Source organism: Chryseobacterium sp. OV279 (assembly GCF_900128945.1).
In the GTDB taxonomy this organism is placed as follows: Bacteria; Bacteroidota; Bacteroidia; order Flavobacteriales; family Weeksellaceae; genus Chryseobacterium.
Window position 1 is genome coordinate 541233 of record NZ_FQUD01000002.1, and the last position, 16015, is coordinate 557247.

Here is a 16015-nt window from a genome sequence, read left to right on the forward strand (position 1 = left end):
AAATCATCACATCAAAAAAATATAACTATGAAAATTATGAAATGGACGAAGCGTATTCTTATGGCGCTGTTTTTAATCATTATTGTACTGTTGATTACAGGATTTGCCTTTGAAAAAATATCCCGTGCAAGGGCTGAAAAAATTAAACCTGACGGACAGTTCGCAGAAGTTGAAAATCATAAAATGCATTACCTTAAAGAAGGAACGGGCGGTCCGACAGTCGTTTTTGAAACAGCTTTTGATCCAGCAGGCCATTTGCAATGGTACCATATCCAGAAGGATCTTCCCAAAACCTACACTACTTTTTCCTACGACAGATCCGGAATTTTGTGGAGTGAGCGTGGAACCAATCCTAAAAAAGGTGAGAAAATAGCAGAAGAACTCCATACGTTGTTGGAAAAATCTGGTGCGCCAAAACCTTATATTTTGGTCGGACATTCTTTTGGAGGAATGCTGACGAGGTTTTTCGTTAAAAAATACCCTCAAGATGTGGCAGGTGTGATATTAGTTGACAGTCAATATCCTGCTGATGAAAAATTTCTTTCACCGGAAATGCATAAAATGGTTAATCAGGGCCTTCCAGGAGGATTTTTGAAGTTCGCGAATACTTTTGGAGCAGCGAGACTGATGTTTAAAAATATGTTTCCGCTGGGAGAACAGTATAAATACCAAAATTCATTGATGCCTGCGCTGCTTTACAAAAGTGCCGATGCTACCCTGGAAGAGCAGGATCATATGAAATCCATTAAAAAAGAAGCGGCTGCCATCAGTTCTTTTGGATCTATTCCTTTATATGTAATCACAGCAGGAGATAAGACAAGGTATAATACTTTCATTAAAGAGCCGAAATTAAAAAACGAAATGCTTGGTGCATGGGATAAAATGCAGAAAGATCTATTGAATTTATCCACCGACAGCAAACAGATTATAGTCCCTGCGAGCGGTCATTACATCAATCAGGATCAACCCAAGGTCATAGAAGAAACAGTGAATGAAATGGTGAAAAAAGTAGAAGATTAATAGATGTGAATGGTGAATTTTGCTTCGCAAGTGAATGGTGAATTTTAGGTTATGAGAGCCAAGAATCAAGATACAAGAACCAAACGTCAGATTTCAGACAGCAGATTAACTCAATAACTATGAACTTGCAACCAGCAACTGACAACATTCTTCAACCCATTACCAACTCCAAGACTCTCTCACTCTAAAACCCTCAAACGCTCAAACCCGAATCCAGGCTCATCAATTTTACTACATTTTCAATAGATGTTCAAGATTAAAATATTAAATTTGATAGAATTAATCGTTTGTTTATGAAGTTAATTGAATTAGCGAAGGAGCTTAATGTTTCGGCAGAAGCCATCAAACAGTTTATCCAGGATTTTGATCTGGAGCTGGGTGTCTGCATCAGTACCAACTTTGAAGTAAAGGAAGATTTCGAAAAGTTTGCCCGTGAAAATCTGGATTTTTTAAAGCTTTATGAAAAAGATCTTGACAAAAATAAAACCCTGGAGCAGATCGCTGAGGTGATTAACCAGCCTAAGGAGAAAGTAGAAGAAGCCATAAAGGAAACTAGCCCCAATATTTTTGACAACGGGTTTTTCCGTTCGTCTATCTCAAGTTACGGCATTGATAATAAACTCGGCGGTAATTATCAGTTTGTTTACGATTATTTTGGACAGAAAACCAGCCTGATGCATCGGGATTTTATAGGGTACAGAGATTTATTTTTCTATATATCGGCAGTTTTGGAGCCATTCCTGAATCCTCAGCAGATCAAAGACTGGGGAATCCATAAACCGGCAGGAATTATCCTTTACGGACCTCCGGGAAGCGGAAAAATTTTCTGGGCGACCAAAATTGCTGAAATTATTGGCTATAAGTTCAAAGAAGTTAAAAAACATTATCTGGGAACATCATTCATTGATGGGAACCCAACTAATTTCACTGACTTTCTCGTCACCATGATGAAAGAAGAGAAAGTCCTGCTTTTCCTTGATGATTTCGATGAAATTATGATGGAACGAAAAGCAGAAACAGATCTGGCTTCCTGTAATCTTGAAACTCAGGAACTCATCCTGCATTATATCGGAAAATTTGAAAAAGAAGAACTGCTGATGGTAGGTTCCGCTAATTCCGTTTCGGAAATCGATGAAGAAATTCTCGCTCCGGGAAGATTTGATGTGATGATTCCGGTATTTCCACCCAACGCGGCAGAACGTTCAGAAATCATCTTATATGCGATGACCCGAGGACTTGAGGAAGATTCTCTTCTCTATAAAATCCTTAAAAAGAACAAAGCCGATAAAGTTCCGTTCTGGCACGATATCTCAGCTAAAATGAAAGCATTCAGCAATACCATGCTGATAGATTTTACACAGAGTCTTAAAAAACGCCTTAAAAACCAATACCAAAGAACCAAAAACGAAAACCTGAAGATCGATCAGGCTCTTCTGAATGCTGCCTTAAGAGATGCTGGCGGAAAGCTTACCGAAGAATATCTTGACCAAGTAGCCAGATTCCTCGCAGATGCCATTATCAATAATTTTGACGAATTCAGATTCAGAATACAATCCCTGAAAAAAGAACTGGAAACCTATAAAGTAGTAGAAGAACCGAGAAGAGAAATTGGATTTCATCATAATGGGGAAGAGGGAAATGGCGGAGCGCAGGGCTGATGCGTTCTGGTTTGAGAGTGTGAGAGTAGGAGGGTTTTAGAGTGGGAGAGGCTTGGAGTTGGTGCGGGGTTCGGAGTATCTTGTCGGTTGCTAGTTGTTAGTTCATAATTATTGAGTTAATCATCTGCTATCTGAAATCTGGCGTCTGGTATCTTGGTTCTTGTATCTTGATTGACTTCGTCGAACTGACGTTTCTTGGCTCTCATAATCTAAAATTCACCATTCACTTGCGAAGCAAAATTGACCATTGACATATCTTAATCTCAGCCTAGAATCAAAAATTACTCATCACTTATTACTCATTACTTATGAACAGCGTTTGGGAACTTGAAACCTTTTACAGAAAAAGAGACATTGTTATCATTGGGTCCGGATTTTCCGGGCTATGGACGGCCGTGTGCATCAAGGAAAAATATCCTGAAAAATCGGTTTTAATTATTGAACGAAATACAGTTCCATTGGGAGCCTCCACCCGCAATGCCGGATTTGCCTGCTTTGGAAGCCTTACAGAAGTCATTGCTGATTCTCAGAAAATGGGCTGGAAGAAGACATTGGAACTTGTTAAGATGAGGTTTGAAGGTCTTCAGAAAATCAGAAGCTATTTTAAAAACAGTGACATAGATTTTGAACTGGACGGAGGCTATGAAATTTTGAATAATGAGGAGCCTTTGCAGCAGCTTGATGTTGTCAATGAGAAACTGAAAGCCATAACCGGTCTCGATAAAACCTACGCTCTGAATCAGGAGAAGCTCAAAGAATTCGGTCTCGGAAAATCGGAATTTCTTGTAGAAAACCCGTGTGAAGGAAGTCTGCATTCCGGGAAACTTTTGCAACAACTTTTGGAGAAATGTTATGAGCTGAAAGTTGAGTTTCTTTTCGGAACAGAAGTGAAAAATATTGATGAAAACGCAAAAGAAATTGATATTCACCTTTCGGAAACGCTTTCTGTAAAAGGTGATAAGGTTATTTACTGTACGAATGCTTTCAGTTCAAAATTCCTTGAAAAAGAAGAAATCATTCCTGCCCGCGGACAGATAATTTTAACAGAGCCAATTGTAGGTTTAAAACTCAGAGGAACTTTTCACTATGATGAAGGATTCTATTATTTCAGAAATCTTGGGAACCGGATTCTGCTGGGCGGTGGCCGGAATCAGGATTTTAAAACAGAAGAAACCACCAGTTTTGAAACCACCGAATTTTTACAGAACCATTTGGAACAATTTTTAAAAGAAGTTATCCTACCGAATCAAGACGTTAAGATCTCTCTCCGCTGGTCAGGCATTATGGCTATGGGTTCCGAAAAAACTCCGATTGTAAAGCAACTTTCAAACCGACAGTTCTGCGCAGTACGACTCTCAGGAATGGGAGTGGCGCTGGCTCCGAAAATAGGGGAGATGGTGGCTGAAATGGTGTAGATTTAGACATCAGACATCAGACATCAGATTTCGGACTAAGGCTAAGGAAAAGGCTCAGATTAAGACTACTATTTGAGCTCTAATACCCTCAAACGCTCGTACACTCAAACTCTTCAACCCGAATCCCGCACCCCGAAACTCTAAGACCCTCCAACGCTCCAACTCTAAAACCCTCCCACACTCAAACTCAAATTCACAAACCCGAAAAATTCCGTATTTTTGTATAAAATTAAAATTTCGTGATCAACAACGACCAGATAAAAGAAGTTCAGTCTAGAATTACAGACTTACATAAATACCTTCAGATCGACAAAAAGAAGATAGAAATAGCGAATGATGATGAAAAAACCGCCGCTCCCGAATTTTGGGATGCTCCAAAGGAAGCCGAAGTTTTTCTGAAGCAGCTTCGTTCCAAAAAAAGATGGGTGGAAGATTATGAGGAGATCAGTACCCAGTTTGAAGACCTTCAGGTGCTGGCAGAATTTGCCAAAGAAGATCCGGATTCTGAAAAGGAGCTGGATGAAACATTTCCAAAGCTTGTAGAAAAAATAGAAGACCTTGAATTCAAAAATATGCTTTCCAATGAAGGGGATGAGCTTTCTGCTGTGCTTCAGATCACGGCGGGAGCAGGAGGTACGGAAAGTTGTGACTGGGCCGCAATGCTGATGAGAATGTATACCATGTGGGCTGAAAAACAGGGGTATAAAATGCGTGAGCTTAACTATCAGGAAGGAGATGTAGCAGGCGTAAAAACCGTTACCCTTGAAATTGATGGTGAATATGCCTTCGGATATCTGAAAGGTGAGAACGGTGTACACAGACTGGTAAGGATTTCACCTTTTGACAGTAATGCAAAACGTCATACCAGTTTTGTTTCGGTATATGTTTATCCTTTGGTGGATGATACGATTGAGATCAACATCAACCCGGCTGATATTTCATTTGAAACCATGAGATCTTCCGGAGCAGGAGGTCAGAATGTGAACAAGGTAGAAACTGCCGTACGTCTTCGTCACGCACCCACCGGAATTATCATTGAAAACTCCGAATCCCGTTCCCAGCTTCAGAACAAAGAAAAAGCCATGCAGCTCCTTCGTTCCAGACTTTATGAAATGGAGCTTGAAGCGCGTATGAAAGCCAGAACCGAGATCGAAGCCAACAAGATGAAAATAGAATGGGGAAGCCAGATCAGAAACTACGTCATGCATCCGTATAAACTCGTAAAAGACGTTCGTTCTGCGCATGAAACTTCAGATGTGGATTCTGTAATGAACGGAAATATCACTCCATTCCTGAAAGCCTTCCTGATGGCCGATGGGACCGCTGTTTCAGACGATGATATGGACTTGTAAAATATCATGTCTCTATTTTAGTTAAAAACTTATAATTAATTTTTGTTTAAGACATTTTACGCTTACTTTTGTTGTTAATCGTTATATATGGAAGATTTCAATAGCTGGAGAGATTTACTGAACCCCGAGTTTTACATTAAAATGGGTGGGTTTTGGCTTATTTTATTTATCGTTTTTGCTGAAACAGGACTTTTTGTAGGATTTTTCCTGCCTGGAGATTCACTACTGTTCGTGTCAGGAATTTACGCCGTTGAAATCATCAAAGAGACTTTTGGCTCTACAGGGAGCGATTTCTTAGATACTACTATTCTAGCTTCATGTGTGGCACTTGCTGCCATTATCGGAAATGAGGTAGGATATTATTTTGGAGTGAAAACAGGTCCGGCTTTATATAAGAAGCAAGATACCATGCTGTTTAAGAAAAAATACCTTTATCAGGCTCATGACTTTTTTGAAAAACACGGTGCGCTGGCTATCATTATGGCGAGATTTTTACCGGTGGTAAGAACCTTTACGCCAATTGTTGCGGGTATAGTGAAAATGGACAAGAAAGAATTCTTAAGAGATAATGTAATCGGAGCTGTCCTTTGGTCATTTGTATTAATCTTTGCAGGACACTACTTAGATAAGTTATTCCAGGAACAGTTCGGAATCAATTTAAAAGAGAAACTGGAGCTGATTATCATTATCATCGTTCTGGTAACAACGCTTCCGGTGATCATCAAATTTGTATTCGGTAAAAAAGAAGACCATTCGAAATACGAAAACAAAGATTTAGATTAAGAAAATCACACAATCATATCAATAACCTGCTTTACGGCGGGTTATTTTTTTATCCATTCCAGAATGTTTGGGTAAATGATGCTGTCCCTTTTTATCCTGCTGAAAAACCTTGGAACGTGGCCTGTTCTTTTCATAAAAATCAGTTTGTGGGGAATATTCTGTTTCGTGAGGGCAGAATCCATAGACAATCCCTGGTGTTGGTTCACCAGAAAATCATTGTTTCCCTGAAACAGCAGTGTAGGAACATTTGAGATATTCGCGATTGGACTGGCTTCCTTAAAGGCTTCAGATATATTTTTCCGGTCAAATTTCTCTCCTACCACCTTCTGGAAAGTGGGAGAAGTATATTTTGAATAGAATGAATTAAGATACTCGGGGCTGAAAAAATCTGTTGGTCCGCTTAAAGAGATAATCTTTTTGATCTGCTCCGGATGCTTGTAACCGTAGAGTAGGGCAAGATGTCCGCCGGCGCTTTCCCCAAGCAGGATATAGTTGTTGGGCTGAAGTTCTGCTTTTTCGGCCAGTGAATTGAACTTTTCAATGGCGTATCCAATGTCTTCCAGTTGCTGTTTATACGTAATGTTTTTCTGTTTCGAAACAAGCCTGTAATTCATATTAATGCTTGGAATCTTATGTTCAAAAAGCATTTTCTGAATCTTGATCATATGCTCTTTCTTTCCAAGAGTCCATGCTCCGCCATGAACGATAAGAACTACGGGAGCATCTTCGGCATAATCCAAAGGAAGAAAGACATCCATTTTCTGTCTTTTATGATCGCCGTATTTTAGGTTGTAAATTTTCTGCTGACCACCGGTGCCTACCCAAACCCTGAATCTTGTATTACAGGACTGCAACAGGAAACTGAGGCATCCTATGATGAAAAAATGGTATCTGAGAATGAGCTTTTTCATTACTTAAATTTACGAATAAATTACGGGTTTCGGGGTATGGGTTTGAGTGTTTAAGAGTCTTAGTGTAAATTGGGTTTGGTGAATGTTGTCAGTTGCTGGTTGCTAGTTCTTAGTTATGGAGTTAATCATCTGCTGTCTGAAATCTGAAATCTTGGTTCTTGTATCTTGATTGACTTCGTCGAACGGACGTTTCTTGGCTCTCATAACCTAAAATTCACCATTCACTTGCGAAGCAAAATTCACCATTCACCTTTTTTGCTTAAAGCTTTTCCGCCGTTTTAGAAGAAAGCCCTTTTTTAATCATAATAACATCTTTTTCACCCTTTTTGAAAGTGAAAGATATTTCCATATCATCATCCTGTAGGAAAAATACGTCCTTTTTTTCGGCCAGCATTCTTACCTTGGGATCATTATCGTTTTGAATAAAAAGCTGCCCGTTTTCATTCAGAATATGAACAATATGATCATCTGATAGGGCATAATTACCTACATACTTTTTGAATAAATCGGTACTTAAAGTGACTTCTTTTTTAGGTTGCGGAAGCGTGTATGGCTGTCTTAAGATAGCTGCTAAAATAGTATTTCCTGCTTTCTCAAGTTTTTTACTCGTGATATTATTGAGCAGTATAATGCAGAGATCCTCATCGGGAAGCATCGCAAAATAGCTTGTAGAACCTTCTATATTTCCACCGTGATTGATGAGTTTTTTTCCATAAAGATCATCAACAAACCAACCATAGGCGTATCCGCTCAGATAAGGTGTGGTCGCTTTTTTAAATGACTCTTTGGAAACAATTGTATAATCCCTTAAGCCTTTATAATACTTGTAAAGGTCTTCAGCAGTACTGTAAATCTGTCCTGCAGGGCCGGTTAATGTGGGATTCCATATTTCTGTTTTGTCCTGCTTCGTTTTTGAAATATAGGAATAGGGAACCGTTTTGTACGGGCTCTTCAAAGCCAAGTAATCAAAGCCGGTATGCGTCATCTTCAGAGGATTTAAGATAATTTTTCTTACAGCATCTTCATAAGAAAGTCCCGTTACTTTTTCAATGATTATACCCAATAAAATATATCCGGAATTGGTATATGAGAACTGCGTGCCGGGTTCAAAATCCAGCGGCTCATTTTTGAAAAAAGAAAGTTCTTTGCTTTGGGTAATGGTCTCTCCGGTGTGAAGCAGGCGGAAGTATTCCTTATTTCGCAGCGCTTCGTAAATTCCTGAGGAATGAGTAAGGAGATGCTCAATGGTTATTTCTTTGCCTCTTGGATAATCAGGAATGAATTTGGAGATCGGGTCTTTGAATGAAAGTTTTCCTTCTTCGCTGAGCTTTACAATCGTTAAAGCAGTGAAAGATTTAGTCAGAGAAGCGATCTGATAGACACTTTTATCCTGATTGGGGATCTTTTTTTCTGCATTTTGCCAACCGTACGACTTTTCGAAAATGGTTTTATTCTGATAATGTACCAATGCCGTTCCGTTGAACTTATTAACAGCTGCAAACGCCTGTATAATGCTGTCTATTTCCTTCTTCCGTTCCTGGCTGATATTGCTTACATTGGGCTTAGTCTGAGCTTTAAGTGGAGAAGAGAATGTACTGAACATAAAAATCATACATCCTAAAACGAAAATATAAGATTGATGGCGCATGGTATCCGGTTTTAAAAAACGGTTAAAAGTAAGCAGACTTTTGTTCACATCAACGGTCCGTCCGCAGAAAATATTTAAAATTAATATCCAGAAACAAATAAAAATAGATTTTAATAATTATTTTTGCTTCACTTAACATATATTAAAAAAATATTAAAATAATATGGCATCTGGTTTTTTTGCAATTTTAGATGATATTGCCGCGCTGATGGATGATGTAGCTGTTACAAGTAAAATAGCAACACAGAGAACAGCAGGTATTCTGGGCGATGACCTGGCTGTGAATGCTGAGAAAGCTACAGGTTTTCTTTCTTCACGGGAAATCCCGGTTTTGTGGGCGATTACAAAAGGCTCCTTTATCAATAAACTGATCATTCTTCCTGTGGTATTCCTTCTCAACTGGCTCTATGCTCCGGCCATAAACTATGTGCTGATTCTGGGAGGATTATATCTGGCGTTTGAAGGCGTTGAAAAGATCATAGAATTTCTTTTTCACCGGGATAAAAAAGGTCACGAAGTGGTAGAAGAAATTGTAGAAGATGAAAAGAGTGATGAAGAAATAGAAAAAGCAAAGGTAAAATCGGCCATTACCACAGATTTTATTTTATCTGTTGAGATTGTCATCATTGCTTTGGGAACCGTTTTGGAAGAAAGTCATCCCTTCATTACCCAGATTTTGGTAACAAGTCTGGTTGCTTTTATCGCTACGGTAGGCGTGTACGGAATTGTTGCTTTGATTGTAAGAATGGATGATGCAGGATTCAAATTAATCAAAAAGAGTAATGATAAGGGCTTCTTTGGAAAGCTTGGACACTTTTTGGTAAATGCTTTACCGGTTGTTATTAAGGCTTTAGGAGTAATAGGTACCATTGCTTTGATTATGGTAGCTGGTGGTATTTTTGCACACAGAATAGAATTTCTTCACCATGTTTTACCTTCATGGTCTTCTAATGAGTTGCTTACTATTCTTAAAGAAATTATTCTGGGACTTATAGGAGGTCTGTTTGCGGTTGCACTTTTTACGATAGGAAAAGGGGCTGTTTCTTTGGTCAAGAAGAAATAAAAAATAAAAGAATTAAATTTAAATATTCAAAAAAGCCTGCACTCAGATATGAATGCAGGCTTTTTTATATTATTTTTTCAGATTTGACCTGATTAATTCAATGATGGTTACCGACTTTGTTCCAAACATATTTTTGACCCAGAATTCTGATGCCTGTTGCCGCTCCAGAATTAGAAAAAGGGCCAGACCTTCTTCCTGTGACCACCATCTTCCATTTCTCCTGACTCCCTTTATGACTGTTTCCAGATCTGTTTTACCTCCTTCAGGATGAATAAGCCATTGATACATTGAATATTGCCCGAGACCTTCCATGGTAAGAAACAGATCATCCATTGCTGCCAGAGTCTTGTATTTCCCTGTTAAATATTTTTTTTGTCTTTTATCCATCAGGTTCAGGCCTTTTAACAGCTCTTCCTGATCAAGTTCTTTATTGGAAATACTATTATAGAAGGTACTTACTTCAGCATTAAACAGGTTAACATATTCTTTATTCTGGCTGAAAATATTCTGAAGCATATCATCATTGGTATTGACTCCAAAATTATGTTCCTTTTCATATCGGGTAATTTTTATTCCAAAATTCAGCATTTGCTGCGAATGGGAAAATTCATGAAGAAATACCCCGGTAATTAAATTGTCCAATCCGAGTTCCTTGCTTTCTACGCCTGCTTTTTTCCAGAAACTGGGAAGAGGCATCACGAAAAAAGAATGATTTGCTGTACCGGGAATCTCGGAAGCATAAGAGGTGATACCTACCGGAATAGAATCTTTGTTGGGTAAAGTAATTTTGCCATGGTGAAGGGCCTTTTTCCAGGTTAATTTTAAATTTAAAAGGCTGGGTCCATTAATATTTTCCCCCTTATTTATAGTAACTGTAGAAGTTGAATACACATAGTTTTCATCAAAGAATATAAATTCTACAGGCGTTATGGAGTCAATTTTATAAATATTCTGATAAACCAATATCCATGCGGAAAACCAATGGGTCACTGTCTTTTGAAATTCTTCATTCGGAGTGCTCTGTCCCAATGTTTTGGCTTGGAAAATAAGAAGTACCAGAAAAAAGTATATTTTCTTCATATGTGTTGGATTGTGTGAAAAGCCAATATACAAAATATTACTATAAAGAAAGAGTTCGTAATTCCGGTTATTGATGAAGATAAAATCAAACCCCTTAAAACAAAAAAGTCGGAAGAAAAATCCTCCGACTACAACTGCCATAAGGCCTTATAATATATCTTAGTTGAATAAGTCTTTCACTTTATCGAAGAAAGTTTTTTCCTTCCCGGAAGGTTCTGCAACCATTTCTCCGCTTGACATCTGTTTTTCAAAGAAATCTTTCTGATCCTTTGTCAGTTTTTGCGGGGTCCATACATTGATGTGGATGAACATATCACCTTTTCCATAGCTATCGATGCTTGGAAGGCCTTTCCCGGCCAGTCTAAGGATCTTTCCGGACTGTGTCCCCGGATCAATGGTAATTTTAACTTTACCACCTACCGTTGGCACCTCTTTCTTGGTTCCTAAAGCGGCTTCAGCAAATGAAATATATAATTCCTGATGAAGATTGTCACCTTCTCTCTTGATTGTCTTATCTACTTCCTCCTCAATGATTACCAATAAATCACCCGGAATTCCTCCGAATGGCGCATCATTTCCTTTTCCTCTTACATTCAGCTGGATGCCGTCTCTTGCACCCGCCGGAATATTGATTGAGATTTCCTCTTCATCTTTGATCAGTCCCTGTGCATTGGCACCCGCTGGAATTTTATCGGCTACTTTACCGATTCCCTGACAGGTTCCACACGTAGTCTGTGTCTGCATCTGTCCGAACATTGTATTCATAACCTTTAGCTGAACACCGGAACCGTTACAGGTAGGACAGATTTTTGAAGTGGCACCTTCCGCCATCTTCATTTTTTTTACTTTGATGGTTTTTTGCGTTCCGTTCACCATTTCTTCAAGGTTCAGCTTGATTCTGATTCTTAAATTAGAACCTTTCACCTGCTGACGTCCTCCGCCACCGCCGCCAAAACCACCGAAGCCTCCGCCTCCGAAAATATCTCCAAACTGGCTGAAAATATCTTCCATGTTCATTCCGCCGCCGAAGCCTCCGCCTCCGAAGCCACCGTTTCCGCCCATTCCGGCATGACCGAACTGGTCGTATCTTGCACGTTTCTGGTCGTCGCTCAGTACTTCATACGCCTCTGCAGCTTCCTTAAATTTTTCCTCAGCCTCTTTATCACCTGGATTTTTGTCCGGGTGAAATTTGATGGCCATTTTTCGGTATGATTTCTTTATCTCTTCGGCCGATGCAGATTTACTGATCTCAAGAACTTCGTAATAATCTCTTTTTGACATAATGCTTATAATTGATTATTGATGAGTGATTAGTGGTGCAATAATACATCATTAATCAGTCATCATTTATCATTGATATTTTTAGTTTCCTGTTACTACTTTTGCAAAACGGATCACTTTATCACTTAAAGTATATCCTGTTTCAATAACGTCTACGATTTTGCCTTTTAGATCTTCCGATGGTGCAGGAATCTGAGTAATCGCCTCGTGGAAGTCTACATTGAATGTATCACCTGCTCTTACTTCCATAGGTTTTAAGCCTTTTTCAGTAAGTCTGTTCTTAAATTTCTGATAGATCAGTTCTACACCCTGAAGGTCAGATGAATTTCCATTTTTAGCAATTTCCTTTAAAGCTCTTTCGAAATCATCCAGAATACCCAGCATAGAAATCATCATATCCTGATTGGCATACTGGAAGAATTCCATCTTCTCTTTTGCCGTTCTTTTTTTATAATTTTCGAATTCAGCGTACAATCTGATGTAACGGTCTTTTTCTCCTGCCAAAAGTTCCTCTGCAGAAGGTGTCGCTGTCACATTTTCCTCAGCTGCCACTTCGTTCTGAACATTGTTTTCTTCCTGATTATTGATGCTTTCTTCGTTAATATCCTGATTTTCCATAATTCAATATTTATTTAAATAATTGTTTGACAAAGAACCTGCCAAATAGAAAATATGGACATTAAGGCAGAAAATGAAAACAGAAATTGGCTGTGAATGGTCAATTTTGCTGGGAAAGAAGGAGGGGAATGTGAAAAGTCAATTTTGCTTCGCAAGTGAATGGTGAATTTGTTGTGTTTGGAAAATTCACGATTTACAATTAAGAATTCACTTTATCGTTGTGAAAGGTCAATTTTGCTTCGCAAGTGAATGGTGAATTTGTTGTGTTTGGAAAATTCACGATTTACAATTAAGAATTCACTTTATCGTTGTGAAAGGTCAATTTTGCTGCGCAAGTCAATGGTGAATTTGTTGCGTTTAGAAAATCCACGATTTACAATTTAGAATTCACTTTACTGTTCACGATTCACTTTTTTATCCGGCAAATGTCTGATACAGTAAGTACAGGTTTAATACAATAATCACTACAGAAATAACCCAGACACTTATTTTTAAAATAGGTTTATTCACGAATTCTCCCATTTTGGCTTTGTCATTGGTGAACATGACCAGAGGAACTACCGCAAAACTAAGCTGCATGGATAAAATTACCTGACTTAAAACCAACAAATCTGTGGTTCCCTGTTCTCCATAAATGATAGCAACTATTAAAGCAGGAATCACAGCAATAAGCCTGGTGATTAGTCTTCTTAACCATGGTTTTAAACGGATGTTTAAAAAACCTTCCATGACGATCTGCCCTGCAAGTGTTCCCGTAAGCGTTGAGTTTTGTCCCGATGCCAGCAAAGCAATCGCAAAGGCAATACTTGCCATGGAAGCCCCTAAAATTGGAGTCAACATTTTGTAGGCATCGTGAATATCCGCTACGTGTTTATTTCCGGTGGTATGAAAAGTAGCAGCAGCCAGGATAAGAATCGCAGCGTTGATAAAGAAAGCCAGCATCAGAGAAACGGTACTGTCTAAGGTGGCGAACTTGATGGCTTCTTTTTTCCCTTCTTTGTTACGCTCATAATCTCTCGTCTGAACAATACTGCTGTGCAGATACAAGTTATGAGGCATAACGGTAGCTCCCAAAATTCCGATGGCGATATAGAGCATTGCCGGGTTTTGAATAATCTCTTTTTTAGGAACCAGTCCTCCAAGAATTTCATTAAAAGCAGGCTGTGAAATCACAATTTCATAGATAAAACAGGCCAGAATAATAAAGATAAGTCCGCCTACAATGCTTTCTATCCATCGGAAACCTTTAGCCTGAAGCAAGAGAATAATCAGAACGTCTACCGTTGTGATGACAATTCCCCAGGTCAGCGGAATATGGAATAAGAGGTTTAGAGCGATGGCAGAACCTATCACCTCCGCGAGATCACAGGCGGCGATGGCTATTTCACAGAATACCCACAGGATAAAATTTGTGGTAGGGTTGAAGTGGTCGCGACAGGCTTGTGCGAGATCCCTTTCGGCAACAACACCCAATTTTACAGACAGGTGCTGCAAAACCATTGCAAAAATATTTGAGATAAGAATTACCGAAAGCAGGGTGTACCCGAATTGAGCTCCTCCCGCAATGTCGGTAGCCCAGTTTCCCGGATCCATATAGCCTACGGCAATCATCAGTCCCGGACCTGCAAATGCTAGATATTTTCTCCAGAAAGAACCTTTTCTGGGAACTTTTATGGAGGAGTATACCTCTGGTAATGAGTGGGAAGTTTTATCTTTACGCCAGGCGTTATTTAAATTGAAATTCATAAATGTTAGAAATGACTAACAAATTTACTTAAATAAATGTAAATACGAAAGTCGGTGACAAAAAAAATCCCGAAAACTAATTTTCGGGATCCTATTTTTAAAGATTCTAAAGATCTATTTTGCAAATCTCACAGCCATTTTTCTGTCTGCAGCTCTTTCTGCATCAGAAGCTTTAGCGTCTACTTTAGCATATTTACTTCCGTAACCTTCAGCTTCTAAAACCTGAGCTCCAACGCCAGCTTTAGCTAAAGCACCTTTGATAAATTCAGCTCTTGATTTAGACAATTTTACATTGCTTGCTTCATTTCCTGTCTTATCAGTATATCCTCCGATTTTGATTTTTGCATCCGGGAATGCTTTTAAAATAGCAACCAGGTTGTCAAGCTGACCCTGAGAACCAGCTTCTAGTTCAGTAGCACTTCCAATTTTGAAGTTTACATGGTCAAAATCATACCACTTATCTTTTAATGCGGCATCATCAGCTGCATTTTTATAGTTACCGGATTTCAGGAAAGTAATCATCTGATCTTCCATACCTCCTTTGTAACCTTTCAGCATAACTCCGTTAAGATCGATGTTTTCATCTGTCTTAGCCGCTGGTGTAGTGGTAGCAGAAGTATCTGCCGGAGTGGTGGTAGCTGCTGTATCTGTTTTGGCAGCTGTAGAATCAGTGGTTGTAGTGGTCGTTGTCGTCTGTTTCTTTTCACATTGTTTCCAAAGGAAATAACCAGCGGCAATTAAAAGTAAAAGCGGAAGCAACCATTTCCAGATTGAACCTCCGCCTTCATTATTATTTCTGTCAGGATTGGTTCCTGCAGCTGTAGTACTTCTTGTAACTTCTATTTTAGGCTCTTCCGGTTTTGGAGCTGCTTCTGCATGAGAAGTTGTAGAACCTCCGCCAAACCAGCTTCCTAAATTCAGAGATGCCAGAGAAAGTCCTGCGGGAAGAAGTGAAGAAACAATTCCTTTCTGCTCACCCAACAGGTTTGAAATACCTGATTTGTCTAAATTATTATCAGCAGCATATTTTCCGATAGACCCTACCGTAGCTCCTGTTACCAAATTAAGCAGTGAACTGGAAGAGTTATTGCTGATTCCTGCATAGGTAGCAATAGCATTCACAATTCCACTGATTTTGTCTCCAAAAATAGAAGTCAGCAATGTAGAAATAACAGGGCTGCTGGATGCACCACCTATTAAATTTCCTAAAATTCCGCTCGACGAGGCATTGGTTATTGCATCCAAAACTCCCGGGTTATCAGAATTATTTGCCAGTCCTCCTACAACCGCAGGAAGTATACCTCCAATTGCTTTTGAAATACCGGATTCACTTTCTCCAAACTGTGAAGCTGCTTGTGAAACCAAAGCGGGACCTAATTGTCCTTTAATTAAATCAATGACATTTAAAGACATAATAAATTATTTTTTAGATTAATGTTG

Annotated in this window: 13 protein-coding genes; 6 read left to right on the forward strand and 7 right to left on the reverse strand. The window is 39.0% G+C overall.

The genetic code is table 11. The features are described from left to right. Positions 1 to 27: 27 nt before the first annotated feature. The 5 genes from BUA72_RS10365 to BUA72_RS10385 all read left to right on the forward strand — a co-directional run bounded on the left by BUA72_RS10365 (position 28) and on the right by BUA72_RS10385 (position 6228). Positions 28 to 1020, forward strand: a complete 993-nt coding sequence (locus BUA72_RS10365; RefSeq protein WP_175548881.1) for an alpha/beta hydrolase — start codon at positions 28 to 30, stop codon at positions 1018 to 1020. Positions 1021 to 1313: 293 nt separating this feature from the next. Continuing rightward, the gene (locus BUA72_RS10370; RefSeq protein WP_072922861.1) at positions 1314 to 2678 is read left to right on the forward strand and encodes an AAA family ATPase; all 1365 of its coding nucleotides are present in this window, start codon (positions 1314 to 1316) and stop codon (positions 2676 to 2678) included. A 308-nt stretch (positions 2679 to 2986) separates the two neighbouring features. After that, positions 2987 to 4093, forward strand: coding sequence for an NAD(P)/FAD-dependent oxidoreductase (locus tag BUA72_RS10375; RefSeq protein ID WP_072922862.1), 1107 nt, complete (start codon positions 2987 to 2989; stop codon positions 4091 to 4093). A 239-nt stretch (positions 4094 to 4332) separates the two neighbouring features. Continuing rightward, positions 4333 to 5445: a peptide chain release factor 2 gene (gene prfB / locus BUA72_RS10380; protein ID WP_047448696.1), complete on the forward strand. Its 1113-nt coding sequence runs from the start codon at positions 4333 to 4335 to the stop codon at positions 5443 to 5445. Positions 5446 to 5532: 87 nt separating this feature from the next. Then, positions 5533 to 6228, forward strand: a complete 696-nt coding sequence (locus tag BUA72_RS10385) for a DedA family protein (protein ID WP_047448693.1) — start codon at positions 5533 to 5535, stop codon at positions 6226 to 6228. A 41-nt stretch (positions 6229 to 6269) separates the two neighbouring features. Here the strand turns inward: BUA72_RS10385 and BUA72_RS10390 are convergent, their stop codons facing one another. After that, positions 6270 to 7139 carry an alpha/beta hydrolase gene (locus BUA72_RS10390; protein WP_072922863.1) on the reverse strand — a complete coding sequence of 290 codons (870 nt, stop codon included), beginning with the start codon at positions 7137 to 7139 and terminating at the stop codon, positions 6270 to 6272. 259 nt (positions 7140 to 7398) lie between these two features. Further along, complete coding sequence (locus tag BUA72_RS10395; protein WP_139259585.1) at positions 7399 to 8787, reverse strand: serine hydrolase; 1389 nt, start codon at positions 8785 to 8787, stop codon at positions 7399 to 7401. A gap of 163 nt (positions 8788 to 8950) precedes the next feature. On the opposite strand from BUA72_RS10395, the gene BUA72_RS10400 reads away from it, so the two are divergent. After that, on the forward strand, positions 8951 to 9850 hold the full coding sequence (locus BUA72_RS10400; RefSeq protein ID WP_034726515.1) for a DUF808 domain-containing protein: 900 nt from the start codon (positions 8951 to 8953) through the stop codon (positions 9848 to 9850). Between the two features lie 69 nt (positions 9851 to 9919). On the opposite strand, the gene BUA72_RS10405 is transcribed toward BUA72_RS10400, so the two are convergent. The 5 genes from BUA72_RS10405 to BUA72_RS10425 form a co-directional block, all read right to left on the reverse strand. Further along, positions 9920 to 10930 carry a hypothetical protein gene (locus BUA72_RS10405; RefSeq protein ID WP_072922865.1) on the reverse strand — a complete coding sequence of 337 codons (1011 nt, stop codon included), beginning with the start codon at positions 10928 to 10930 and terminating at the stop codon, positions 9920 to 9922. A gap of 159 nt (positions 10931 to 11089) precedes the next feature. After that, positions 11090 to 12211 carry a molecular chaperone DnaJ gene (gene dnaJ, locus BUA72_RS10410; RefSeq protein ID WP_034726513.1) on the reverse strand — a complete coding sequence of 374 codons (1122 nt, stop codon included), beginning with the start codon at positions 12209 to 12211 and terminating at the stop codon, positions 11090 to 11092. An 81-nt stretch (positions 12212 to 12292) separates the two neighbouring features. Next, entirely contained in the window at positions 12293 to 12829 is a 537-nt protein-coding gene (locus BUA72_RS10415) for a nucleotide exchange factor GrpE (RefSeq protein WP_047448665.1), read from the reverse strand. Between the two features lie 414 nt (positions 12830 to 13243). Beyond that, entirely contained in the window at positions 13244 to 14575 is a 1332-nt protein-coding gene (locus tag BUA72_RS10420) for an Nramp family divalent metal transporter (RefSeq protein WP_072922866.1), read from the reverse strand. Positions 14576 to 14689: 114 nt separating this feature from the next. Further along, on the reverse strand, positions 14690 to 15988 hold the full coding sequence (locus BUA72_RS10425; protein WP_047448661.1) for an OmpA family protein: 1299 nt from the start codon (positions 15986 to 15988) through the stop codon (positions 14690 to 14692). Positions 15989 to 16015 lie beyond the last annotated feature (27 nt).

What these genes read in the sequence shown, in the direction of transcription:
- BUA72_RS10365 (WP_175548881.1), top strand. Translation starts at nt 28, where the DNA reads ATGAAAATTATGAAATGGACGAAGCGTATTCTTATGGCGCTGTTTTTA.
- BUA72_RS10370 (WP_072922861.1), top strand. Translation starts at nt 1,314, where the DNA reads ATGAAGTTAATTGAATTAGCGAAGGAGCTTAATGTTTCGGCAGAAGCC.
- BUA72_RS10375 (WP_072922862.1), top strand. Translation starts at nt 2,987, where the DNA reads ATGAACAGCGTTTGGGAACTTGAAACCTTTTACAGAAAAAGAGACATT.
- BUA72_RS10385 (WP_047448693.1), top strand. Translation starts at nt 5,533, where the DNA reads ATGGAAGATTTCAATAGCTGGAGAGATTTACTGAACCCCGAGTTTTAC.
- BUA72_RS10390 (WP_072922863.1), bottom strand. Translation starts at nt 7,139, where the DNA reads ATGAAAAAGCTCATTCTCAGATACCATTTTTTCATCATAGGATGCCTC.
- BUA72_RS10395 (WP_139259585.1), bottom strand. Translation starts at nt 8,787, where the DNA reads ATGCGCCATCAATCTTATATTTTCGTTTTAGGATGTATGATTTTTATG.
- BUA72_RS10400 (WP_034726515.1), top strand. Translation starts at nt 8,951, where the DNA reads ATGGCATCTGGTTTTTTTGCAATTTTAGATGATATTGCCGCGCTGATG.
- BUA72_RS10405 (WP_072922865.1), bottom strand. Translation starts at nt 10,930, where the DNA reads ATGAAGAAAATATACTTTTTTCTGGTACTTCTTATTTTCCAAGCCAAA.
- dnaJ (WP_034726513.1), bottom strand. Translation starts at nt 12,211, where the DNA reads ATGTCAAAAAGAGATTATTACGAAGTTCTTGAGATCAGTAAATCTGCA.
- BUA72_RS10415 (WP_047448665.1), bottom strand. Translation starts at nt 12,829, where the DNA reads ATGGAAAATCAGGATATTAACGAAGAAAGCATCAATAATCAGGAAGAA.
- BUA72_RS10420 (WP_072922866.1), bottom strand. Translation starts at nt 14,575, where the DNA reads ATGAATTTCAATTTAAATAACGCCTGGCGTAAAGATAAAACTTCCCAC.
- BUA72_RS10425 (WP_047448661.1), bottom strand. Translation starts at nt 15,988, where the DNA reads ATGTCTTTAAATGTCATTGATTTAATTAAAGGACAATTAGGTCCCGCT.